Consider the following 24,714-nt stretch of genomic DNA (forward strand, 5'->3'; position numbering starts at 1 on the left):
AGCCGGAGTGGATCATTGATCGACTCCGGCTTTTTTTAGTTTTTCCGGAAAGGGAAAGGTTGGACGATGAAGAGGATAATACCGTTTCTTCTGATCGCGCTTTTCGCGGCAGCTCCGGCCGCCGCGCAGGAGGGACCGCTGACCAGGGCGGAAAAGACAGATTACGCCGAGACGTCCCTTTACGCCGACATCACCGGTTTTCTCGGCGAAGTAAGCAGAAATTCCGATTTTGTCAGGATAACTTCCCTTTGCCGCTCTGCCGAGGGAAGGATCGTACCGCTCGTCATCCTCAGCCGCGAGGGGATCAGCAGCAGGTATGAACTGGCGATGACGGGAAAGGATGTCGTGTTGATCCAGGCGAATATCCACGCTGGAGAGATCGAGGGAAAGGAAGCCTGCCTGATGCTGATCAGGGAGATAGGAAACGGAGAGCTCGCCTCCCTGCTGGACAACCAGGTGATACTCGTCATTCCCGATCTCAATGCTGACGGGAACGAAAAGCTCTCCGAAGAGAGCCGCCGGGACAACGGCCCTGCTCTTGCCGGTGAAAGGGCGAACGGCCAGAATCTCGATCTTAACCGCGACTACCTCAAGCTTGAATCTCCCGAGATAAACGCGCTGGTCGCGATAATGAACGAATGGGACCCCGTCCTCGTCGTCGACATGCACACCAAGAACGGGTCGTATCACAGGGCGCAGGTGACTTACACGACCTGCCTTCATCCCAATTCGCCCCGGCAGATCAGGGATTACATGTGGAAGAAGCTCTTTCCCCAGGTCGAGAAGATGATGGAGAAGGATTCCGGGTACCTGGCGATGCCGTACGGAAATTTCAGGGACAGGCTCGAACCGTCGAAAGGATGGAACAACCACGCCGTCGAGGGAAGGTACGGTTCGAACTATGTCGGCTTGAGAAACAGATTCTCGATCCTCGACGAGAACTATCCCCACGTCGATTTTAAAACGAGGGTCCTCTCGTCGTACGCTTTCATCAGGTCGATCCTTGAATATACAGGCAGGAATATCGGCAAGATGCGCGAGATAGCCCTCGCCGCCGACCGGGAGACGAAAGCGAGTTTTCACCGGAATGAGCTGATGCTCGAATACGGGATCGAGAAACTGTTCGATCTGAAGGTAAAGAGCTACCGGCTGGTCAACGAGAAGATCCCCGAAGAGGCTCTCGACCAGTATCCGTCGTGGTGGAACGGCGTCATCGTGAGAAACACGGGGGAGCCGAAAGATTACGAGATCGAGTATTTTTCGAAAGCGGTGCCGTCGCGCTCAGTCCCCCTTCCGCAAGGGTATGTCATTCTGCCGGGGAACGATAATATAGTCGATAACCTCATCAGGCACGGCCTGTCGGTAAGCACGATAAACAACGCCGTCACGGCGGAGGTGGAGCAGTTCTCGATCGAGAGCATAGAGCCTTCGGGCGAGATTTTCCAGGGGCACGCCTTCATAAACGTCTCCGGAAAATATGCCGCCGCGACTGCGGCGATACCGGCGGGGTCTTCGTATATTAGCCTCGAGCAGCCACTCGCGCGCATTGCCGCCCTTCTTCTCGAGCCTGAATCTGTCGATGGTTTTCTCCGCTGGGGATTTCTCAACCGCGTGGCGGTGAGGCAGTGGGGACGAAACAGACCGGGGATATATCCCGTATACAGAGTGGAAGGGCTTGAAAGGAAGTTCGATCTTACCGATTTGAGAAGGCAGTGACTTTTCGAGGGATAGATAACAATAATGACGCCGGCAGGATCGGGCCAGCCATCTCGCGCCAGTCTGCCCGGCCGCGGAAGGGGCGATTCTTCACCACCGGCGCCGGGGCCGCGCTGCTTTCCCTGTTCCTCGTTTTGACCGCCTCAACTACGCTGGCGGCGACAGATCCGGCCGGTATCGTCATAAACTCATGGAACGCCGACTCGGGGCTTCCCCATAACGAGATAACCGCCCTCGCGCAGAGCGCCGACGGGTATATATGGATCGGGACGCCGGCGGGGCTGGTTCGTTTCGACGGAGCAGGTTTCACCCTTTTCGACCGCTGGAAGGTCCCCCTGCTCGTCGAGAACAGGATCAGTTCGATCTGCGCGGCGAGCGATTCATCCCTCTGGGTCGGAACAGGGGGCGGCGGGATATATTTTATAAAGAATGGCGAGTGGAAGAGGTACGGCCTTGCTGAAGGGCTGAGAAGCGAGCATGTCAGCTGCGTCGCTGAAGGGAGCGGGGGAGAGATATGGTTCGGGACAGAGATCGGACTGCACAGGTTAAGCGGCGGTGATCTTGCGGTCTTCGGGCTCAATGAAGGACTCGCCGACGACATAATCACCGCGATAGACGAAGACCAGGAGGGCAGACTCTGGGCCGGAACGATGCGGGGCGGTCTCGTATCGATCGATCGGGGCGGCGCTCGCAGGTACGGTTATTACGAGGGGCTTGCAGATCCAGGCATTCTCTCGGTCCTGGCGCTGCCCGGCGGCGAGGTCCGGGCAGGGACGATGAACGGGATCTTTTCACTCAGGCCCGGTGAAAATCATTTTTACAGGATCGATGCCGTCGATGGGATCCCGGTGACGGTGATGACCGGGGGGGAGGATGGAGAAGTCCTTGCCGGGACGATGGTAGAGGGACTGAAGGTCCTGGGGGCCGCCGGCTGCCGTGATCTTTTTGTCGATAACGGCCTGGCGAGCTCTCACGTGACCGCCGTGCTGAGAGGCAGGGGCGGCGTCATCTGGGCCGGAACGAAATCAGACGGGCTGATATCTCTCGGAAAGAAAAGAGCCGGTTCGATCACTTCGAAGAACGGGCTTCCCGAAGGGAGGGTATACGCCGTCACCGGAGACGGAGCGGGCGTCCTCTGGGTCGCGACGGAGAACAGGGGGGTCTGGAGGATAGAGGAAGGCGAGGCGACCGGTTATCTCGATGGAAAAAGCGGACTGGCGGGTAATATCGTCCGCGCCCTGATGATAGACAGATCAGGGAGGTTCTGGGTGGGGACGCTCGACGCGGGGCTTACGATAATAACGGGTGACCGTTCTCCCGGGCCGGGGAGCGCCCCGGCGAGGACGATGCAATATATAGGAACCAGGGAAGGACTTCTCTCCGAGAGGGTCACCTCTCTGCTGCAGGACAGGACAGGGACTGTCTGGGTGGGGACAGACGCGGGGCTCAACTATTTCAGCAGCGGAGTGATCGGGCGCCCGGGAAGCGCCGAGGCCCTGAAGGGCCAGAATATCCAGGTCCTCTATGAGGACGCGGAGGGGACAGTCTTCGCCGGGACGAGAAACGGAATATGGAGACTTTCCGGAGCGGTTTTTCAGAAAGAAGCTCCGGAAAAGGGGGCCGGGCGGATCGACGCGATCTCGCTCCTGGAGGACCACAGGGGAAGGCTCTGGGCCGGGACGAACGGGGACGGCATCAGACTTCTCTCTGAAGATACGATCGCCGGGTGCAGATCGAGAGACGGCCTTCCGGGAGATTTCATCTATTCGATATCGGCGGCCGATTCGGGAAAACTCTGGATAAGCTGCGAGAACGGTGTTTTTTCCGTTTTCGCCGATTCTCTGGCCGATTGCGTCACTGGCCGAGGAAGATTCCCTTCGTCCTTTCTCCTCGACGATACCGACGGGATGCCATCGAGCCGGTGCAGCGGCCTCTGCTCTCCGGCTGTCTTCGAAGGCGCCGGCGGCATTTTTTATTATCCCACCTCCGGGGGGCTGGCGGTTATAGACGGCGCCATCGAGACAAGGCGCGGCGGCGGGCCCGACCTGCTGATAGAATCGATCATCGCCGACGGGGCGGAGATCAGCCACGGCAGTGGGCCGGGGCCGATCGTGCTGCCGGGGGGAACGAAAAGGATAGAGATCCGTTTTACAGCCTTCGATTACGCCGATCCAGGCAAATTGAGGTTTCTATACAGGCTTGGCGGAGTCGACGGGGACAGAAAGATCGTCATGCCGGGCGAGCCGAGATCGGCGGTCTATAATGATCTCAGGCCGGGGAGGTACAGCTTTGATCTTTGGGTCATAGGCAACGGGGGCAAGTATGGAAAGATCGAATCACCGGTAGATTTTGAAATAGAGGCTCCGATCTACAGGCGGAGCTCTTTTATTATGATCAGCATTTCGGTCCTTCTGACAGCCGCCGCCCTTGTATATGTCGATCTCCAGCGAAGGAAAAGGAAGAAACAAAGGCTCAAATACAGTACCTCGTCGATCAACCCCGAGCGTATGGACGCGGCGCTCGACCGGCTTGTTATCCTGATGGAAGAGGAATCGATATACCTCGATCCCGACCTTACACTGAAAAAACTGGCGCAGCGCCTCGGGATACACTACAACCATCTATCGAGGATAATAAACGAGAGGTTCTCTGTCAGTTTCAGCAACTATATAAACAGGTACAGGATAGAAGAGGCGAAGAAAAGACTCGTTTCAGAGGAATATAGAAACAGGAATATCACAGAAATAATATATGACACGGGGTTTTATTCAAAATCGACTTTCAATACCGCTTTCAGGAAATTCACCGGGATGAGCCCATCCGAGTATAAAAAGAAAAATATCTGACCCGCCGCGTCCGGAATTGACATTTCGAACGAAAAATCGGTTCGGGATTGCAACACCGGGCGACCGGAGAGCGCCGGAACGCGTATTATACGCGACAGGCAACCGGACCAGGCCGCCTAAAGCGGCCATAAACTTTCAGGAAAGGGGGACGGGATGAAAAAGATTTTGGCGATATTCATCTCTGTCGCGTTCGTCGTTCTCGCTTCGAGCCTCGTTCAGGCCAGGGGCGGTGAAGAGGTACACAAGGAGTTCAAGGGAGTCAAGGAGATCGATATCGGCACGGTGAGCGGAAACGTGATTATAAAGGTCCACAAATCCGACGTAGTCCTTGTCGATCTGGTATATGAAGTCGACCAGGGGGATTTCGAATACGAATTCGATGAAAATGGGGACGAGCTCGAGATCAGGGAGGAATGGCATGGAAGGACCTCGAGCGGCCATGTCGTCTGGACCCTGACAGTCCCGAACGGGACCGACATAGAATTTTCGACCGCGTCCGGAGATTTTGAGGCTTCGGGACCTTTTGGAAGCGTAAAAGCCAGCACCGCTTCCGGTGATATCTATGTCGAGGATACGAAGGGGGACGTGAATGTATCGACGGCGAGCGGCGAAGTGACCCTTAAGAAGGCTTACGGGGGGAACAAGGTCTCCACGGCAAGCGGCAGCATCACGATCGAGAAATCGAACGAAAAATCAAAGCTCAGCACGGCGAGCGGAGATATAAACGCGACCGATATGGAAGGGACGCTCAGGCTCAGCACCGCCTCGGGAGATATCGAGGTATCGCGGTGCAGGGGAGCGTTCAAGCTCAGCTGCGCCAGCGGCACCATCATGGTGGAGAATGTGATCTTCGAGGGGGCGAGCAGTTTCTCGACCGCTTCCGGAGAGGTCGAAGTGATACTCGCCGAGAGCTGCGCTTATGACCTTGAACTTTCGACAGCTTCGGGGGACGTCACTCTTGATTACAACGGCAACGAGGTAAAAGGTTATTTCGAGTTCGAAGCGAGAAAACGCAGGGGCCGGATCAGCTGCCCCTTCGATTTTGACAACGAGGAAGAATTCGAGAGGCACGGAGAGGATTACGTGCGAAAGAGCTTTACCAGAAAGGGCGACGAGCCACAGGTCTTTATGAGCACAGCCTCTGGAAAAGTCACTCTGAAAAAGTAAAAGCCGTTCGGCAATGCGGGGACCATAAAGTTGCGGCTTTTACTCGCAGAAACGGGATTACGCGATGGGGTTGCGTGATCCCGTTTTCTTTTGACCTGACGATCGTATTTCCCACTGCTCTCTCAAAGGTCGCCCGGCGGACCGGCGCTCTACTGCCTTTACTGGATCAATTATCCAGCTTGCCGATGATATCTTCGGCAGCGAGGACTATATTGTTCGCCGCCGGATAGAACGACTGGTACGGTTGGGCAGAATAGCTGAGCAGGGCGAGGTCGTCGACTGTCGCTTCTTTCTGGATGGCGAAAGTGATCAGGTCTATTCTTCCGGTGACAGGCTCACCGCTTACCAGCTGTCCTCCTATGACCCGGCGCGTCTCTGAATCAACTACGAGTTTCGTCCTTATCTTTTTTACTCCCGGCATGATCGGAAACCGCGTTGTAAGCTCGCTGTAGCCGCAGACAGGTTCGATTCCCGCGGCTTTTGCCGCCGCTTCGGTAAGCCCTGTCCCCCCGGCAAAATAATCTCCGACCTTCGTTGCCGCGCCGTTATAGAATCCGGGGTAGCGGCGGCTACGGCCGAGGATGTTAAGCGCCGCAATCCTTGCCATCGGAACGGCGTTGGTGGCGAGTCTGCCCGGGACCGGATCGCCGGTGATCCCGCTGGTGAACTGCGCGCAGTCTCCCACGGCGAAGACACCGGGAATGTTCGTTTCCATCAGGGCGTTTACTATTATACCGCCGCTTCCCAGCTCGACGGGGCTGTCCTTGATGAGTGATAACTCCGGTTTCATTCCGGCGGCGAATATCACGAGGCCGTGAAGCCGGCTGTCAGGTTCGCCGGTGCAGTCGCCGGTCTGAACAAAATCGATCGTCTGGCCCTTGTCGAGGATCACCTTTTCTACGAAAGAGGTTCCTCGAAGCTCGACGACTTTTTCGTTCAGATGCAGGTGGATCCCCGCCGCTATCAGTTCTTCGCCAGGCTGTTCCGACATCTCGGGATCGAGAAGATTCGGGAGGATAGAACCGGCCATGTCGACCAGGTCGATTTCGGCGCCCCTCGCTTTCAGCGCGAGAGCGAGCTCTATGCCGATCGCGCCGGCCCCGACGACGACTATCCTTTTCAGGCCATCGCCTAGCATCTCCATGACAGCTCTCAGGTCGTTTTCAGTTTTAAACCCCATTACACCCTTCAGATCGCTGCCGGGAACAGGGGGGATGAATGGGGTGGCGCCGGTGGCGATGATGAGCTTATCCCACCCGATCGATGTCGAATCGTCGAAAACGATCTTTTTTGCCGAGAAATTTATCGAGCTTGCCATCTTTCTGATCAGATCGGCTCCCGAGTCTGTGACGAGGCTGTCTTTTTTCAGCGTCTTGCCGCTTTCCATCAACCCCTCTATGACATAAGGCATCGCGCAGTAGATCATGCTGTGGTCTTCAGGGCGGATCACCGCCATCTTCATAGATTTTCCAAGCATCTTCGCCAGGGTTATCCCGGCGGGGCCGCCTCCGATGACGACCAGGCCGTATTTTTTCATCTCAACTCCTCGATCTTTGAATCTTCAAAATGCCTGTGCTTGACGCGACTCCACAATCCATGTCCAGTATGCAACTATTTTCCGCCGCTGTCAAAATGTCCGGCTCCAACGGGGATTTTTATTACAGCAAAGAATTATGTTGAATAATTTAAGACATAGTAATAACATCATTGCGCGAAAGCGAGCTTCTTAACAGGGGAAAAGAGTATCTCTCAACGAGTAGGTGATCCCCACGGGATAAAGGCCGTGGGTAGTCGCGCCGTGCTTTCCGATGTCGATCAATCGATGGAAAATTTTTATGGCTGTGGAAAAAACCAATAAAAAGATGGCGAAACTCGAGAAGGAGCTCAAGAGTCACGAGCAGATCGAGGCGAAGCTTAGAAAAAGCGAAGAACGTTTCGATTTCGCCCTGGCCGTGGCCAACGACGGGTTGTGGGACTGGAACGTTTCTACGGGTGTCGTCTATTACGACCAGCGTTATTACGCGATGGCAGGATATGAGGTGGACGAGTCCCCCACCGGTTCGATGAGTTCGCCAAGCGCGTACATCCCGACGATATCGATCGCGTGGAGTCGGAAGCCAGCGACCACCTCGCCGGCAAGACGAATCTCTTTGATGTCGAGTTCAGGTTCCTGCGCGGCAACGGCTCCTATATGTGGATCCGGGGCAGGGGAAAGATACTTGAACGGGACAGTGAGGGCAAACCGATCCGGATGGTAGGGACGCATGCTGATATTACCGACAGGAAGATGGCGGAAGAGGCGCTGCGAAAAAGCGAGGAAAGATTCCGCCTTGCCGCCGAGTCGGCATCAGACCTCATCTTCGAGTGGGAGACGAAGACAGGGAAATTGGACTGGTACGGCAATCTGGACCGGCATTTGAGCAGGGACAGGCATAAGCTGCCTTCGACTGTCGACGAATGGTTGGAGATGATACATCCCGATGACCGGGCCAAACTGGACAAGTCCGGGATGAGCAACCTGACAGCGACAGGACCTTCAGTCAAGGAGTACCGGATAAAAGGTACCGACGGGTCATGGCTGCAATGCACGACTCGAAGCTCTCCCGTCCTCGACGATTCAGGCAAACCGTTGAGATGGATCGGCGTCTGTATTGATGTGACCGATATTAAAAAAGCGGAAGAGGAGCGTCTCAACCTCGAAAGGCAGATACAGCACGCGCAGAAGCTCGAAAGCCTTGGCGTGCTGGCCGGCGGGATCGCCCATGATTTCAACAATCTTCTGCTCGGGATACTGGGAAACGCCGACCTGGCCCTTTCCGAGCTGTCGCCGGTATCGCCGGCGAGAGAGAGCATAGCTTCGATCGAGACCGCCGCGATGCGCGCCGCCGAGCTTACCAAGCAGATGCTCGCCTATTCGGGAAAGGGCAGGTTCATAATTTCCGAAATCGATCTGAACGAGATAATAGACGAGATGACGCACCTTCTCGACGTCTCGAAGGCGAAGAATGTCGTCATCAAATATAATTTTACCGATAACCTTCCCGCGATAAAGGCCGACGCCACCCAGGTCCGCCAGGTCGTGATGAACCTTCTGACGAATGCTTCCGAAGCGATCGGGAAAAAGAGCGGAGTCGTATCGATCTCGACAGGGGCTATGGAATGCGACCGGAGCTACCTCTCGGAGACCTACCTTGATGATGACCTGGAGGAGGGAGTATTTGCTTTTATCGAGGTGTCCGATACCGGTTGCGGAATGGATGATGATACGAAAAACAGGATATTCGATCCCTTCTTCACGACAAAGTTCACCGGCAGGGGACTGGGGATGGCGGCGATACTCGGTATCATCCGGGGGCATAAGGGAGCGATCAAGATCTACAGCGAGCCAGGCAGGGGAACGACTGTCAAGGTGCTCTTTCCCGCTCTCGACCATCCCGCCCGGCAGGAAAAAACGGAAGATCAGGATAAGAAATGGAGATGCGAGGGGACGATCCTGATGGTGGACGACGAAGATGCGGTCCTCGCCGTGGGGAAAGCGATGCTCCGGAAGATCGGGATGAACGTTCTGACAGCCGAAGATGGCGTCAAGGCCCTCGAACTGTTCAGGGAACACAGCGGTGAGATCGCCTGCGTCGTGCTGGACCTGACGATGCCGAGGATGAGCGGAGAGGAGACGTTCAGGGAACTGCGAAGGATAAAAAGCGACGTGAAGGTGATCATGTCGAGCGGCTACAACGAGCAGGATGTGGTGAACAGGTTCGCCGGCAAGGGACTCACCGGGTTCATTCAGAAACCGTACCGGCGCGAGGATCTTCTGAAAGTCCTCCGGAAGGTCATGGAAGATAATTGATTCCAGTCGATTAGGTAAATACCCCTACACATTCATTGAAATACTTCCATTTTTATGCTATAATCGTTGTCTGATAAGAAAGATTATTGATTTTTTTTTAAGGGGAGAAGCTTATGAACATTGCGAAGGTATTTTCACCAGGGCTCCTTTTTATTTTTGTCCTCATCTCGTTCAGCGCCGCTTCGGCCGAGGTCATGACAGAACATTTCGAGACGGACGCGGAGATGCTCGAGTATCTCAGCGACACCATGTTCGTCGCCGAGGGGAGGATCGGAGACAGGGGAGGATACGCCACATTCGAGCTCGATATCGGTAACGATACCGGAGCGCCCGCGCAGACGGCGCAGTACGACTGGATCAGCGGACAGCCCGAACCGTTCACCGTATCGTACGACGCAGTCACCCGACAGGTGGCTTTCAGCCTGGGCGGAACGACTCTCTATTACACGACGGAGTACTTCGATTTCGACCAGATATTCGTCAGGACCAGGGCGACAAATGCCGAGACATCCATTTTGATAGACGACATCGTCGTCGACGGCGAGGCGATCTCAGACCAGAGCTACGCCGACGGGAATGACGGGCTCGACATACTGTGGATCATAGGGGCGAACCTGAACGACGGCTTTCTGCTCTCCGGGACAGCGACCCTTTCATGGACAGGGACAGCTCCGACGAATTCCAGGCTGGCTTTCCAGGTCAAGGTCGGAAAGCTCGCGTTGATCGATACCGAAGAAGCGAGCTGGGGCGGGATCAAATCTGTCGTCAGGCAGCCGTAGTCCGGCCGGAGACCGGGAAAGAGTCTTTGTCCACCGCAAAGGGTATTTTCTCTTGCATTTGAAGAGCTGGGTGTTTACATTAGGGGCACGAAAAATCAAATCCGAATGTGTGCACCGCTAGCTCAATTGGCAGAGCAACTGACTCTTAATCAGTAGGTTCGGGGTTCGATTCCCTGGCGGTGTACTTTTTATTTTATTAAATCACGAAATATTAAAGTGTAGTGAATCTAGCTGTGACCTTTAGATGTCTATGAAATCATTTAAATTCCAAAATTTGTCTGTAGCGATGATTGATATTTATGTTATTATGTGCTCTCCGATCCATAAATTTTGCAATACCAATATAAAGTTTTGAGGGATAATTCGACAGTGAGGAGAGTAGGCTATGAGTAGTAAATCTGGAACACTCCAGGCCTTGCCCGCCGGAATGGGTAAAGGGTCGTCCGCATGGCTAATGATGGTAGTAATGATTATTTTTCTTATGGCTTCCTGCAGCGACAACCCTCTCTCTCCTAACGGAAGTGGAGTCAATTGTATCAACTATGAGGGTTATCTGCATATTGCCGGCTTTTGTAAAACGCAAGGCGGTTGTCCCCGGAGTGTCACAGTTGCGGGAAATTATGCTTATGTAGCCGATGAAACTGCCGGTCTTCAAGTGATAGATATAAGTGTTCCTGGATCACCAACTATCGTGGGATCTGTCGACACACCGGATCTCGCCCTGGGCGTGGCCGTCTTTGGCGACTATGCGTATATAGCCGATTATACTTCAGGTCTTCAGATAGTTGATATAAGCACGCCTGGGTCACCTGAGATCGTTGGATCGTTACACACTCCAAGCGGTGCCGAATGTGTTGCCATCCTGGGTGACTATGCCTATGTAGCGACTTGGCAGAGCGGTCTTCAGATAATAGACATTAGCCTGTCTGGATCACCCGAAACCGTGGGATCAATAAATACTCCCGGTTCAGCCAGGTGCGTTGTTGTCTCGGGAGACTATGCCTATGTAGCTGACTATGATGCTGGTCTTCAGATTATAGATATAACCACGCCCGGATATCCTGAAATCGTTGGATCGATCGACACTCCAGGCAATGCGCTGAACGTTGTTGTTTCGGGAGGCTACGCTTATGTGGCGGATGAGTATTATGGTCTTCAAGTAATAAATGTTAACACACCTGAATCACCTGAAATCGTGGGATCGGTAGACACGCCGGGCAGGGCCTACGTTGTTACCGTCTCGGGAGAATATGCATATATAGCCGATTATACTTCAGGTCTTCAGATAGTTGATATAAGCGTGCCAGGGTCACCGGAGATCATGTATTCAATTGACACAGGTATTGCAATGAGTGTTGTGGTCTCGGGAGATTACGCCTGCATAGCTGGTTCCGGATCTACTTTTCAGGTGTTGGATATATCCCCGATTGAGTCTCCGCCGTTTGCCGGATCTTTCAATACGCCAGGGGAAGTTCGTTGCGTCGCTGTTTTAAGGGGGTATGCCTATGTGGGGGACGGGTATTCCGGTCTTGAGAAATTAGATATAAGCACACCTGCATCACCTTCGGTTGTCGGATCTATCGGTTTGTCGGGCTTCGTCTTTGATGTCGATATCTCAAATGGTTATGCGTATGTAGCGGGGGGCTCTTCAGGTATTCACGTTATAGATATTTCGGAATCAGGATCACTGAGAATTGAGGAGTCTATCAATACGCCAGGTTCCGCCAGGTCCGTTGCCCTATCGGGAGACTATGCATATGTGGCGGATTTTAGTACAGGTCTTCAGATTATAGATATAAGCGAGGTGAGATCTCGTGGGATCGTGGGATTTGTAGACACACCGCAAGATGCTTTAAGCGTAGCAGTATCGGGTAACTATGCCTATGTAGCAGATGGATCTTCAGGTCTTCAGATAATAGATGTAAGCACGCCCGGGACCCCTGAGATTGTCGGATTTGTTGACACGCCAGGATATGCTATTGGTGTCTCAATATTCGGAAATTATGTCTATGTAGCGGATGGAGGCTTCGGCATTCAAATAATGGATATTACCAATCCTGGAGCACCAGTAATCGTGGGATCTATGGATACTCCGGAATATGCCTACTTTGTGGATGTTTTGGGAGACTATGCCTATATTGCTGATGGACTATCCGGTATACAGGTAATAAATATCAGCACACCTGAATCACCTGAAATCGTGGGGTCTATCGACACGCCAGGTCGCGCTTTGAGTGTGTCAATTCTGGGAAACTATGGCTACGTGGCCGATCAGCATTCAGGCCTTCAGATGATAATCCGGCAGTGTGAACAATGAGGATGCGAATTTATCAGCAAGGAGAATTGCAGAGATATTTGAACAGATTCAGTGTTAGTAAGGAAATTATTAGGTAAACAAGGATTCTTGGATCCCGAGATCATTAATAACGCTACTTCAGGCACAAGTGGCGAGATAGACCCCCGTGTTGCAGATATCGACACCTTTCCCGGCGTCCGGACGCATCGTCGGTCACATCATCACCCGAAAAAATGCCGGTCGTGGCGTCCCTAGTTATTTCCCGTTTTCACCTGTATTGCTGTCGTTGTCTCCCATAGTCCCCGGGCCATTTTTCGTGCTCGCGGCGGGGGCATGGAACTTGCGCAAATCCCCTTCTGGCAGTGCTGTTTTGGATAAATTTTCTCCGCGTGGTATCGCAAAATGCCGCCTTGATTTAACGGCGGCGGATCGTGCAGCAGAGGGAGAAACGATGAGTGGACAGGAAAAGGTATATGTCATAGATCCCGTGGATCAGAAAGCCGGCACCAAAGTACCTTCTTCGTCCGTGGAGGATGAAAAGGAACTTCCTGAGTACCTCCAGCCTTCCAGGAAAAACAGGGGCAAGGTTCGGAGAACGTCGCGGGCAAGGACAAAAGACAAGCAGTCGGGTGTTTCCCTGATCCTCTCGTACCTCGCCGGGCCGCTGTCTGTCCTGGCAACCGGCAGGGGGCGCAGGAGCAGGTTCTGGGCGGGACTTGCCGTCTTCAGCGTGGCCCTGACCGCAGGCGTCATGTTGATATGGGGGAAGCTCTCCTGCTGGTCCACGCGCGAATCTCCTCTTGGCGCGATTGTGATGCTCGTGGCGATAGCGGCGGTCATATCCGGCTTCTCCGCGTGGACCAGGGCAGTCGTCCTCGCCGGGAGCCACGAAGGCCCGAGGCTGAGGCGATCGCCCGACTGGATCAGGGGGCCCCTCGCCGCGGGGCTGTTCGGCTTCATCTGTCCCGGTATGGGCTTGTTCGCTATCGGGCGATCGAAACACGCGGTCGCGGCGCTGTGGATGGCCTGCGTTACAGTTATCTCCCTTCTCTTTCTCTCGAGAGTTGAATGGTTGTGGAATTTCAACGCGTATGCCGGAGTATTTGCCGTGAGGCAGGATACGCTGGAATACATATTGACAGGCATAAGCGCGGCGACTGCACTGGGCGGGCTGGCGTGGATCGTGCAGGCGCTGAACGGAGCGCGCCTGGCAGGGCGTGCCTCGAACCGGAAAACCGGTTCGCGCAGAGACTGGGCTGCGGCGGCGCTTCTTCTTTCCATAATTGCCTTACTGGCTTTTTCCAGACCTGCCGTGGTCGCCGAGGCGCTCGACAGGGGCGCTGCAGCCGCCAGCAGCAAGGGCATGAGAATCATCCCTCTTCACCTCTCGCTGGCCGCGATCCGTCTCGATCCGTCGCGTCCGGGTTATGTCATCAGGGCGATCGGGCTTTACGAGGACTCAGGAGATCAGGCGAGGGCCGACGCGATGCGCCGCGATCTCATGGACCGGCTCGAGGCATCAGTGCCGTTTATGGAATATGAGGGGGTCGTGATATCGAAAAACGGGGCTTTGTACAAAGCGCTGACCAATTCCGCTCCGCAAGGTCTCCAGGCCGCCGAAGGGCCGGGTACAAGGGCTATTCCTGCCGAGCTTCTGATACTCGACTGGGGGATCAGCCGGGCGATCCCCTGACAGATGTCAGGATCGATATAATTGGTCTATTTGAGATGATGAACGACCTGGGGCGATACAATTTTCTTGCATCCCGGAATTTAGGGTGATATTTTTAAAAAGACCCCATTATGTAATTGAACGCTCTTATGGTCAGCCGCCACTTTCCCTCGCTGGATAAGGAGGGATGCCGATATGAGAAGAACTGTGGGCTGTAGTATAGTCTTTTTCGCATTGCTGTTCGCTTTTGGCCTTTCAGGCTGCGGCGATGTGACACAGCCGATTGACGACGATCAGGCGATGATGACTGCCTGCAAAAGCGTTAAGCCAGTAGAGCAGGAACCCTACGTCGTAATCGACACCTATCCCGGCTGGAATCCCACAGGAACTGTTACCATGCCGCCGATGTTCAGGCTCAGCTGGCACGCTGCGCTCGGGACCGGGGTTAAGAGGGTCAGGTACTTGTTTCATCAGGTTGAGGATCCGAGCGGCGCGTATAATCCTACATTCAATATTATCGAGGATCTGAATGCCAATCCGTCGAGGTACGAGGACCTCTGGTCCCGCTGGTTTGCATACCCGGCGGGAAACGGAATGGGTAGCGAGGTTCTGATCGGGGATGACGAAGAGATCGGCCTGAACAGGGAGTACGTCTTTGCCGTGCAGGCGATAGGTCCGGGGAAGAGTATCACTAATATCTTCACAAGGAACGTGAATGCGAGGATTTTCCTTGTCTCATTCGGGTCGAGGCTTCGAATCGATATATCGGAGTTGCACCTGGGAGACTATACAATACCGGCAAACGGGTATTTCCAGACGGTGGAGATAAAGTCGGGGACACCACTGAACTTCTCCTGGCAGGGGGACGCATCCTACTATGGCGGTGAGATCGCCGGATACCGTTACGGATGGGACATCACCTACCCTGATGATCCCTCACAGTGGGCCACGGCGGTTTCAATTGAAAACATCTCTGCACCGGAACGAGTTTTCTGGTCGGGCATCCATTTCCTATACGTGGAGGCGACAGATACATTCGGTTCGATTTCCATGGGCGGGATCAAGCTCGTAGTCGTACCGGGAGAACAGATAATGTTCACGAAGGAATGACAGTCTCCTTCCGGGGCAAACATGAATATTGGCTGACTTGACTACATGACCTTGAGATGTCTACGAAATTGTGGGAAGTCCAATATAACCTTTTTTCAACATCAGCTCGAAAATACTTTATAAAGGCTAATCATGCTTTTATCTGTTTAACTTGTACAGAGTGATCAATTTATTTACTTGCCCCGGTTAATTCTGATAGAATTATCGATATTGTCTAAGCATACAATGAGATTTTCTGTTATGAGTAAACACGGCAAAAAGCTTTTATTTAGCGCAGTTGCGGTCCTTGTCCTTGCGGGGAGGCTTAGCGGGGCATGGATTACAGACGGTGTCGAGGTGTGCACGGCCGAATTTCATCAGTTCGAACCAAAGATCACTACTGACGGTAATGGTGGTGCGATTGTCATTTGGGCCGACGTACGCGTAACTGGATCGTATGATGGGATCTATGCGCAGAGGGTAGATGAGAACGGGAACCTTCTCTGGAATCGCGAAGGAATCGCGATAACTGTTACGGCTCAAGACGGCAGTAGCCACAGGATGGTTTCCGATAATGCCGGTGGCGCGATAACTGCATGGCTGCAATCATCAGATATCTATGCCCAGAGGATCGATGAGGATGGGAACCTTCTGTGGGAAACGGGGGGAGTGGTGGTCTGCGAGAATCCGGATCTCCAGTATAAGCTGGTCATGGTGGAGGATGGATACGGTGGTTCGATCATCACCTGGTGTGATAATCGGGACGGCGGCTACGCAATTTACGCCCAGCGTATCGATTCAGCCGGGAATACTCTCTGGACTGCCGGGGGTGTTAATGCTGGCCCCTACATCGTGGGAACCTATGACGAAAGTAATGCCACAACCGTTCTCACGGGCGACGGCGCAGGCGGCGCAATCATGGTCTGGTACAGGGAAACAGATGGCTTGATAAGAGATATAGTCGCGCAGAGGATTGATGCCGCAGGCAATCCTGTCTGGCAAGGCGGCATTCTCCTGAATCCCGATTCAGTCGTTCAGAGGCGGCTGGCTATCGTAACTGACGGTTCTGGAGGGGCGATAGTATCATGGGTGAACTATGAAGATGGCGAGTATGCTATCTATGCTCAGAGGCTTGACCCCGGTGGAAACGAATTATGGACCTCGGGTGGTGTCGAAATTTTTGGAGCAACCAGTTATGATTTTCCTCTCGCCGTCGAAGACGGCAGCGGTGGAGCCATTGTTATGGCTTCCAGCCGCCACTATCTTCAGCGAGTCGACAGAAACGGGGATCTTCTCTGGATTCCCGGCAGTGTTCAGATATATAGTGATAAATCTCTCGATATTGCGCCAGATGATGCGGGGGGCGCCATAGTATCCTGGCGCAGATCGGTTTCGCCTTCAGGGTTCATCATCTTAGCTCAGCGGGTCGACGCTGGCGGCAATAAACATTGGCCGGAAGGTGGGCTCCATATCGCAGATCTTGATGAGGACTTTGGAGCCCAGGGTATGATCCCGGATGGTTCGGGAGGAGCGTACATCGTATATGGGGATTACAGATCTCCGGAATACCAATGGGAGAAGGTATTCGTTCAGAGAGCCGGTTTCGGAAGCAGCCTGGTCTTTCCATCGCTGGTCTTCCCTGTAACCACAGCCGGAGACACTTCCTCCGCCGAACTGGTCTTCAATAATCACCTCGGGAGTCCCCTCGTGCTTCGCGAAGCGCCCTGCTTGGCGGACGAGTTTTTCTATCAGCCGGAATTCGGTGACAGCCTTCATTCGGGCCTGACGGTACCGCCGGACTCATTTATCAGTGGCACCGTGTTCTTTAATCCCCTTTCAGGAGGGGATCATTTCAGAAATATATATTTCGAGGATGCTTCGAACGGTGACACCCTGGCATTGGTTACATTCAGCGGAACTGGCAGGCCGATCTCTTTCGAATGGACAAACGAGACAGATTATTCGAACCGTATTCTACAGGCCGGAGATACACTTGCCCTGAGTTTTGCCATGGCCGATCATGTAGAGGTCGATTCTCTGGTCCTGTATTATACTTCAGGCGGCATGCAGACTCTGGAGAGCGCCAGGATGAATCTGGATCTCGATGATCCGTACAACGATCTTTACAGCGTGAAGATTCAGACGTCTGTCGGAGGTGCGAGGGGCCTGGAGTTTCAGGTCGGTGCTTATAACGGTGTCGTCGAGAGCCTTTACCCGTCAGCAGATGACCGGGAGTATTTTCGGTGTATTGTGGATAACCTTGCCTTCCCGGAACCGATTCCGGCCAGAACTTATTCGATGATCTCCATTCCGCTGGATGTACCTGAAAACACACTTCTTGGAATGCTGGGTGATGATTTAGGTAGCGTGGATCCTGTCAAATGGAGGATGTTCACATATGAACCGGGAAGCTCTGGTTATATCGAGATACCAAATGATACCATTTCAGCGATCGTTCAAGGACAGGCTTACTGGGTGGTCGCCAGTGAATCGCTTCTGCTTGATACGGAGCCGCATGCCGGGGCATCAACGCCGACCGATGCGCCTTTCAGTTTCACACTCAAGCCCGGGTGGAATATGATCGGGAATCCGTTCATTTTCACAGTAAGCTGGGATTCTATTCTGTTAGGGGACTCGTATTCATCCAATCAGTTTGACGTGGAGGATCCTGTATGGTGGAATCCCTCATCGGGAGCTTATGAACTTGGAATTACATATCTCGAACCGTTCGAGGGATACTGGGTGATGAACAACGGTCCGGCAGTCGAGATGAGTATTCCTGCTTCAGATGCATCTGACCTGTCGGCCTGGAGAGACCCGGCAATGGCCATGAACCGTTGCATCCCGGAAACAGGTTGGGGAATTTCTTTAATGGCGATTACTTGCGGTGCTGAGGACATGTCCAATTACTTGGGTGTTAACGCTTCGGCTCACGCAGGCTGGGACAGGTATGACTGTTCAGAACCTCCACAGGCGCCCGGCCGCTGTATTTCCCTCTATTTTGTACGGCCAGGAAGAGAATGCGGTATAAAAAGATATGCTGTTGATATTCTTCCGCCCCCCGGTGCTGGATCAGAAGAACTTGTATCTAACAGGGAAAATGAAGATTTTGCCGGGTATGCGTGGCATTTCGATATTGCCAAGAACTTTTCATGTGATGCTGGCGGGGATAAAATAATAATAGAATTCGATGGTATCAAGTCGATCCCGTCAGAATTCGAAGTTATCCTGGTGGACAGGTATTCAGGCAGCTCGATAAATCTCAGAACGAAGGATTCATATCATTTTGATATTGGTCAGCGGAGATTTATAGAAGAAGTCAGTGAAGCTCGCTTCATGATACTTGTTGGCAGTGATGACTTTATCAAAGAGCATGATACAACAGGCACACCTGAAGTACCTTGCTTATTCCAGAATTATCCCAATCCCTTCAATCCTGCTACAACAATAATGTACTATATACCTGAAAATTGCACCGTCAGGCTTGAGATCTTCGACGTTGCCGGCAGACGGATAGCTGAATTGATCAATGTGTACAAGGATAAGGGGCAGTACTCGAAAGAATGGAATGGAAAGGATCAAAATGGCAATCCTGTAAGCTCCGGAATCTATTTCTACAGGTTGAAAGCCGGAAAAGAGACGATATCGAAGAAGATGGTCCTGCTCCGGTAGGAGCTGTCTTTTTTTGGTGATACCAGAGGATGCGGCCGGAAAATAATTCTATAACAACCAATAAAAAGGCTATATAATAGACCGATGTTGTCCAGGATAATATCAAAAGCGGTTCTTGTCACAGGGATAGCGCTCGTTCTCTTTGCCGCGCTTTTCTTTACGCAGGAATCGTACAGGGTCATCAAGCGCAAGTCTCTCGGCGATGTAAACACCGTGCTCACCGAGGGCCAGAACGGGAAGTTCATCTTCACCAGTATCGACTCGCTCGATTACCTCTCCCCGCCCTACCCCGCTATCGGAGATACGCTGATCCAGGTCGCCGACTCCCTCTCAGGCAGGGGAGAGCTCTCAAGGCTAAAGCTGAGCAGTCCTCCCGGACTGGAGATCCCGATCGTCTACAAGAGCGGCGAGGACACTCTCAGAACAGTGATCAAAACGGTCAAAGTAACCGCTTTTTCGTATTCTCCGCTGGCAATACTTCACTTCCTGCGGGTCCTGATCGCTTTCTCGTTCGCCGGCGTCGGGTTTTGGGCATTCATGAAACGGCCAGATTCCGGGGCGGTCAGGGCCCTGGCGATGTTCTGCTATTCGATGACCGCTTTCATGGTAGGCGCGGTCAACCTAGGGATGCACAGGATCCCGGCATTTACGATTCCCTGGATGGAGTATTTCTTTGATGCCATGGGGATAATCATCGTTTTCGTCGGCGCCTTCTGGCTGAACCTTCAGTTTCTCTTTCCGAAGCCGCGGCTCTTTGTACAGAAACATCCCCTTATCACCTATCTTCTGACATACGTTCCCATTATAACGATCCTGCTTCTTATGGCGTTAGATGCGATAAAAGGGGAGTTGATAATCGGCCTTCTCGTACTGGTTCAGATAGTTACCGGTTTCATCCTTCTGGCCCTGTACAGCAGAAAGACAAAGGACAACCTCGAGAAAAGGCAGACGCGCCTGGTCCTGTGGGGAACAGGTACGGGCGTTTTCCTGATACTCTTTCTGATGATCGTCGGCAACATCGCCAACGCCTGGTTCCGGTCGCAGTCGCAATACCTGCTGATGGGTATCATCATCTTCACTTTCCTCAGCCTTCTTCTTTCGCCCCTTTCCTTCGCCTATGCTTTCGGCCGCTACCGCCTTCTCGAGGTAGAAGGAAAAATAAAGAGGGGAACGCGCTACGCCATCGTCACCGGGCTCCTGCTGGCGGTCTTTTTCGCTCTTGTCTATTTTATCAGCGGGGCGCTTCTCTCGCGTATCAGGGTTGAAAGCCGTGCCATAGTGCCTCCTGTCGCCCTTCTTATGGCGATCGGATTCACGCCTGCCCAGAGAAGGGTCCAGCGGATGCTGGAAGACAGGATCTATCCGGAGAGAAACAGGCTAAGGCTGATACTGAGGGATTTTCTCACGAATGCCATCCTCGTTCCGGACAAGGCCCAGTTCTGGCAGGGCCTCGAGGCGCGATTCAGAGAGGCGCTAAAGGTGACCGATGTCTATCCGGTCATCAGGGCCGGATCGGGTAAGCCGATGAGGCACTGGAGCGGCGAGGAGACGCCGTTCATGCCGGACAGCAGCTTCGGCCGGGGGCTGCTCGAGCTGATGAACAGGCCGATGATGGTCGACGAGGCGATCGCCGCCGAAAAAATCGAACTGACCGCTGAAGAACTCAAGTGGATCATGGAAAAGCGCATCGCTCTCGTGCTGCCGCTGGTGACCCACGGGACGCTGATCGGGTTTCTGGCGGTCGGATCGAAGTCGGAGCAGAGCGATTTCAAAAGCGCCGATATGGAGCTGATCCAGTCGCTCTCTTCGCAGGTAGCTATAGCGACTGAAAATATCATGCTTCTCGAAGAGAATATCGAAAAAAACAGGCTGGAAAACGAGCTGAACATCGCCAGAAAAGTACAGGAGGGGCTCCTGCCCCAGTCGCTTCCCGCGACTCCCGGGCTCGAAGTGGCCGGCAAGAGCGATTCATGCCTCGAGATAGCAGGAGACTACTACGATGTCATCAATCTCGACGAGAACCTCACCGTGCTGGCAATAGGGGACGTCTCGGGCAAGGGAGCCGGAGCGGCGATGCTGATGTCCAACCTGCAGGCGTCGATAAGGACAGCCGTAAAGATAGGGAGCAACCTTAAGAATATCGTCGATCAGATCAACCACCTGATATACGAAAACACGCAGGCTCACCAGTTCATAACATTCTTCATCGGGATCTACGACAGGCGCACCTCTCTCTTCAGCTATGTCAACGCAGGGCACAACTCTCCATACGTCGTCTCCAGGGACGGGTCTGTAAAGCTTCTCGAGCAGGGGGGCCTGATCCTCGGCGCGGTGCCTGATTTCTCGTACGAGCTCGAACAGGTAAAGCTTGAGCAGGGGGACCTGGTATTTCTCTACACCGACGGGCTGAGCGAAGCGACAGATCCCGACGGTGAGATGTTCGAGGAAGCGAGGATCGAGAAATTCATTGCCGCCAACAGGGATCTGCCACCAGGGCGCCTGCTCGAAGCTCTCGAGGTCGAAGCTGGGAGCTTTATCAGGGGCAACCCGATGAGCGACGACCTCACGCTGCTCGCCTTCAAAGTGCTCGAAGCGTAGAATCAGATGAAAAGTGCCGCGCAAAAAGCTGCGATTTACTGAAAAAAAGATCAAGCGATCGCGATAGACCGCCGATAATAATATGGTGAAGAGAGTAATAGGCCTCAGTAAAAAGTGCCGTTTGCCACTGGGAATTTTATGATGACCGATTGCAAGAGAATTGAAATATGCCCTTTCTTCAACGCCAAGATGAAGAACATGCCGGCAATGGCGGAACTTTACAGAAATGACTTCTGCCGTGGGGACTATTCGAAATGCGCCAGGTTAAAACTGCTAACAAGGAATATCCCTGTTCCCGAAGGACTCTCACCAAATAATATCATGAAAGCGGACAGACTGATCGAGGAGTATTCCCGGTCCGGAGTCGCTGCCAGATCTGAAAACGACTGAATAATCCCTTGCCAAATCCGTTTCTTCCGGGGTAACGTCATACCGGCGCGGTTATTATCACCTTATTTTATTGACGAAAAGTGCGGGGCCTCTGGGCTCTGTATATCGATCGATGAAACCGCCCCGGCTTCTGGCAATAGAGAAAGGCGGGAGAGATACAGGCGATGCTGGAAAGGACCATATCGCACTACCGGATCATCGATAATCTCGGAGCTGGAGGTATGGGCGTCGTGTATCGGGCCGAGGATCTCAACCTCAACAGGCATGTCGCCCTGAAGTTCCTTTCCCGTTCACTTTCCGGGGATGAAAACGCGCGAAAACGCTTCTTTCATGAAGCGCGGGCCGCCTCGTCCCTCCAGCACCAGAATATCTGCACAGTCTATGAGATCGGAGAAGCTGAAGAGGAAATATTCATCGCCATGGAACTCGTCGAGGGGCGTGATCTTGCTTCCATAATCGCCGAGGGGCCTCTGCCTCTTGATGAAGCTGCCCGGATCGCCGTCGATATCGCGAGAGGCCTCGTCGAAGCGCATGGCAAGGGTATAGTGCATCGCGACATAAAACCGTCCAACATAATCAGGTCGCGGCGGGGAGTGATAAAGATAACCGATTTCGGCCTCGCAAGGTCGGAAGGTATGACGAGATTGACCAGGGAAGGAGGCGCGATCGGGACGGCGGCGTATATGTCTCCCGAGCAGGCCTGCGGCGCGGCGGTCGACGAGAGGACGGATATCTGGTCGCTCGGCGTCATCCTCTACGAGATGATATCGGGAAGAAGCCCCTTTGCCTCGGAGTATGAGCAGGCGACAGTCTTCTCGGTGATCAACGAGGAGCCCGCCGCTCTCAGCGGCGTCCGCAGCGGCGTACCGCTCGAACTCGAACGGATCGTATCAAAATGTATGGCAAAGAATCCGAAAGAAAGGTACCAGCACGCCGATGACCTGATAGTAGACCTTCAGGAAGCGATCTGCAGGATGGAAAAGGGTGATTCCACGGGCAGGAGTGCCGGAAGGGGCGCGCCGGGGAAAAACGGGAAATCAAAATCGCCGCTCCCTCTTGTTTCGGTGGTCATTGCGGCGGCCGCCATTGCCGTTATCGCCGCGGCGTGGTATTTCCTTCCAGGAAGACCTCTTTCGCGCGGGGGCGGAGGGAGTGATTCGAACGCCGGGCAGGTGCAGTGGCACAATTCTGTCGCTGTGCTTCCCTTTCGCGACCTCAGCAAAACGGGGGACCAGGAGTATTTTTGCGACGGGATGACAGATGCCGTCAACGACCGGCTTTCACGCTACAGGGAACTTAAGGTCATCGCGACGGCGTCGATGATACGCTTTCGCGGAAGCATAAAGGATATCAAGGAGATCGGCAGGGAGCTGGGCGTTGAACATATCGTGGAGGGTTCGGTCCAGCGCGAGGGAGAGAGGATACGCGTCAGGGCCCAGCTTGTAAATGCCGAGAGCGGATTCCATCTCTGGTCGGACACCCTCGATGAGAGGCTGGAGAGCATTTTCGACGTGCAGGACAGGATATCATCGATGATCGCAAAAGCGCTTGAGCTGACAATCTCCGGTGCCGCGGCCAGGGAGCCCGGATTTGCCGCCCCAGATATGGAGGCTTATGAATATTACATGAAGGGTATGCATTTTATAAAAAGCAAGTTCGTCATATCGTTCGCTGATGATGATTTCAGGGCGGGAGTGGAGATGTTCCATCGGGCTCTGGAGATAGATCCCGATTTCACAATGGCATATTACGGCCTCGCCTGGGCATACGAACATCATTACATGGTTACCGAGGATCCACGCGACCGCGAGTATGTGATCGATGTCTGCGTGAAAGGGTGCGCCTTCGATCCCGGTTCGGCCCAGATGGCGGCGCTGAAAGGATACGTCCTTTACGCGATCGAAAAAAACCGCGATGAGGGATTCGGGTTTCTCACCCGCGCCCTCGAACTTAATCCCAACCTCGGAGAGGTGAACTTTCTTGCCGGCACCTGTCTCCTCTACCACGGCCTTTACGAGCAGGCGATCCCATATCTCGCGCGAGCCCTTGAACTTGACCCGTATTACTTCTGGACGCCGTACAAGCTAGGCGTCTGCTATCTCGAACTTGGCGACTACGAAAAATCGGCGCGTTATTTCGATAATTATTTTGAGATGGCGCCGGTGCCGCTTGTTTTCCCCAGCCGTTATATCGCCCTGAACGTCAAGATGGGAGATCTTGAAAGGGTGCGCGAGCTGATCGAACTGACGGAATCGAAGCATCCCGATTACGCCTACCTGCCTTATTGCAGGGCGATCTTCAGAGCGGCCCTGGGAGAAAAGGAAGAAGCTCTTGCCATCTTCGCAAACTCCGAGGTCTACGCTCTTCTCGGAATGAAGACCGAGGCGCTGGGCGCGCTCGATACGGAGATACGAGGCACAAGGGAATACCCGTATATCTTTTACCTCGATCTCCTGAACGATCCATTTTACGACAATCTCCACGGCGACAGGCGGTACCAGGCCCTGCTGGATAGGGAAAAGAAGCTCAACGAGCTTGCGATGAAGCGGTATTCCTCCTTCAACGCGCGAGACCTTCCCTGAGGTCCAATCACGCCGGGCTAAATCGTGCCGGGGCGATCCCGGCGCGCCATAAAGGAA

13 protein-coding genes and 1 tRNA gene are annotated in these 24,714 nt (G+C 53.7%); 13 read left to right on the forward strand and 1 reads right to left on the reverse strand.

All coding sequences use genetic code 11. From position 1 onward, the window contains the following. Positions 1–66: 66 nt before the first annotated feature. The 3 genes from JW814_06860 (at position 67) to JW814_06870 (ending at position 5,729) form a co-directional block, all read left to right on the forward strand. Positions 67–1,716, forward strand: coding sequence for a M14 family metallopeptidase (locus JW814_06860; GenBank protein ID MBN2071163.1), 1,650 nt, complete (start codon positions 67–69; stop codon positions 1,714–1,716). Continuing rightward, on the forward strand, positions 1,713–4,562 hold the full coding sequence (locus tag JW814_06865) for a helix-turn-helix domain-containing protein (GenBank protein ID MBN2071164.1): 2,850 nt from the start codon (positions 1,713–1,715) through the stop codon (positions 4,560–4,562). The genes JW814_06860 and JW814_06865 overlap by 4 nt, the downstream gene beginning before the upstream one ends. A 153-nt stretch (positions 4,563–4,715) precedes the next feature. Next, positions 4,716–5,729 carry a DUF4097 family beta strand repeat protein gene (locus JW814_06870; protein MBN2071165.1) on the forward strand — a complete coding sequence of 338 codons (1,014 nt, stop codon included), beginning with the start codon at positions 4,716–4,718 and terminating at the stop codon, positions 5,727–5,729. Between the two features lie 166 nt (positions 5,730–5,895). On the opposite strand, the gene JW814_06875 is transcribed toward JW814_06870, so the two are convergent. Beyond that, the gene (locus JW814_06875) at positions 5,896–7,266 is read right to left on the reverse strand and encodes an FAD-dependent oxidoreductase (protein MBN2071166.1); all 1,371 of its coding nucleotides are present in this window, start codon (positions 7,264–7,266) and stop codon (positions 5,896–5,898) included. A gap of 567 nt (positions 7,267–7,833) precedes the next feature. On the opposite strand from JW814_06875, the gene JW814_06880 reads away from it, so the two are divergent. From JW814_06880 to JW814_06925, 10 genes are all read left to right on the forward strand, one after another. Beyond that, a complete protein-coding gene (locus JW814_06880) occupies positions 7,834–9,579 on the forward strand; it encodes a PAS domain-containing protein (GenBank protein ID MBN2071167.1) in 1,746 nt (581 codons plus the stop codon). 113 nt (positions 9,580–9,692) lie between these two features. Continuing rightward, positions 9,693–10,358 carry a hypothetical protein gene (locus tag JW814_06885; GenBank protein MBN2071168.1) on the forward strand — a complete coding sequence of 222 codons (666 nt, stop codon included), beginning with the start codon at positions 9,693–9,695 and terminating at the stop codon, positions 10,356–10,358. Positions 10,359–10,469: 111 nt separating this feature from the next. Then, positions 10,470–10,542, forward strand: a tRNA-Lys gene (locus JW814_06890). A 201-nt stretch (positions 10,543–10,743) separates the two neighbouring features. Continuing rightward, entirely contained in the window at positions 10,744–12,675 is a 1,932-nt protein-coding gene (locus JW814_06895; protein MBN2071169.1) for a hypothetical protein, read from the forward strand. A gap of 430 nt (positions 12,676–13,105) precedes the next feature. Then, positions 13,106–14,347, forward strand: a complete 1,242-nt coding sequence (locus JW814_06900) for a hypothetical protein (protein MBN2071170.1) — start codon at positions 13,106–13,108, stop codon at positions 14,345–14,347. Positions 14,348–14,521: 174 nt separating this feature from the next. Then, positions 14,522–15,436: a hypothetical protein gene (locus tag JW814_06905; GenBank protein MBN2071171.1), complete on the forward strand. Its 915-nt coding sequence runs from the start codon at positions 14,522–14,524 to the stop codon at positions 15,434–15,436. Positions 15,437–15,676: 240 nt separating this feature from the next. Continuing rightward, positions 15,677–19,087, forward strand: coding sequence for a T9SS type A sorting domain-containing protein (locus tag JW814_06910; protein MBN2071172.1), 3,411 nt, complete (start codon positions 15,677–15,679; stop codon positions 19,085–19,087). Between the two features lie 84 nt (positions 19,088–19,171). Then, a complete protein-coding gene (locus tag JW814_06915; GenBank protein ID MBN2071173.1) occupies positions 19,172–21,685 on the forward strand; it encodes a SpoIIE family protein phosphatase in 2,514 nt (837 codons plus the stop codon). A gap of 141 nt (positions 21,686–21,826) precedes the next feature. Next, entirely contained in the window at positions 21,827–22,075 is a 249-nt protein-coding gene (locus tag JW814_06920; GenBank protein ID MBN2071174.1) for a hypothetical protein, read from the forward strand. A gap of 164 nt (positions 22,076–22,239) precedes the next feature. After that, positions 22,240–24,657, forward strand: a complete 2,418-nt coding sequence (locus JW814_06925) for a protein kinase (protein MBN2071175.1) — start codon at positions 22,240–22,242, stop codon at positions 24,655–24,657. Positions 24,658–24,714 lie beyond the last annotated feature (57 nt).

The sequence above is a fragment of the Candidatus Krumholzibacteriota bacterium genome (genome assembly GCA_016932415.1).
Taxonomy (GTDB): domain Bacteria; phylum Krumholzibacteriota; class Krumholzibacteriia; order Krumholzibacteriales; family Krumholzibacteriaceae; genus Krumholzibacterium.

Coding starts and splice junctions, on each gene's coding strand:
- JW814_06860 (MBN2071163.1), top strand. CDS start 67: ATGAAGAGGATAATACCGTTTCTTCTGATCGCGCTTTTCGCGGCAGCT.
- JW814_06870 (MBN2071165.1), top strand. CDS start 4,716: ATGAAAAAGATTTTGGCGATATTCATCTCTGTCGCGTTCGTCGTTCTC.
- JW814_06875 (MBN2071166.1), bottom strand. CDS start 7,266: ATGAAAAAATACGGCCTGGTCGTCATCGGAGGCGGCCCCGCCGGGATA.
- JW814_06885 (MBN2071168.1), top strand. CDS start 9,693: ATGAACATTGCGAAGGTATTTTCACCAGGGCTCCTTTTTATTTTTGTC.
- JW814_06895 (MBN2071169.1), top strand. CDS start 10,744: ATGAGTAGTAAATCTGGAACACTCCAGGCCTTGCCCGCCGGAATGGGT.
- JW814_06900 (MBN2071170.1), top strand. CDS start 13,106: ATGAGTGGACAGGAAAAGGTATATGTCATAGATCCCGTGGATCAGAAA.
- JW814_06905 (MBN2071171.1), top strand. CDS start 14,522: ATGAGAAGAACTGTGGGCTGTAGTATAGTCTTTTTCGCATTGCTGTTC.
- JW814_06910 (MBN2071172.1), top strand. CDS start 15,677: ATGAGTAAACACGGCAAAAAGCTTTTATTTAGCGCAGTTGCGGTCCTT.
- JW814_06915 (MBN2071173.1), top strand. CDS start 19,172: ATGTTGTCCAGGATAATATCAAAAGCGGTTCTTGTCACAGGGATAGCG.
- JW814_06920 (MBN2071174.1), top strand. CDS start 21,827: ATGACCGATTGCAAGAGAATTGAAATATGCCCTTTCTTCAACGCCAAG.
- JW814_06925 (MBN2071175.1), top strand. CDS start 22,240: ATGCTGGAAAGGACCATATCGCACTACCGGATCATCGATAATCTCGGA.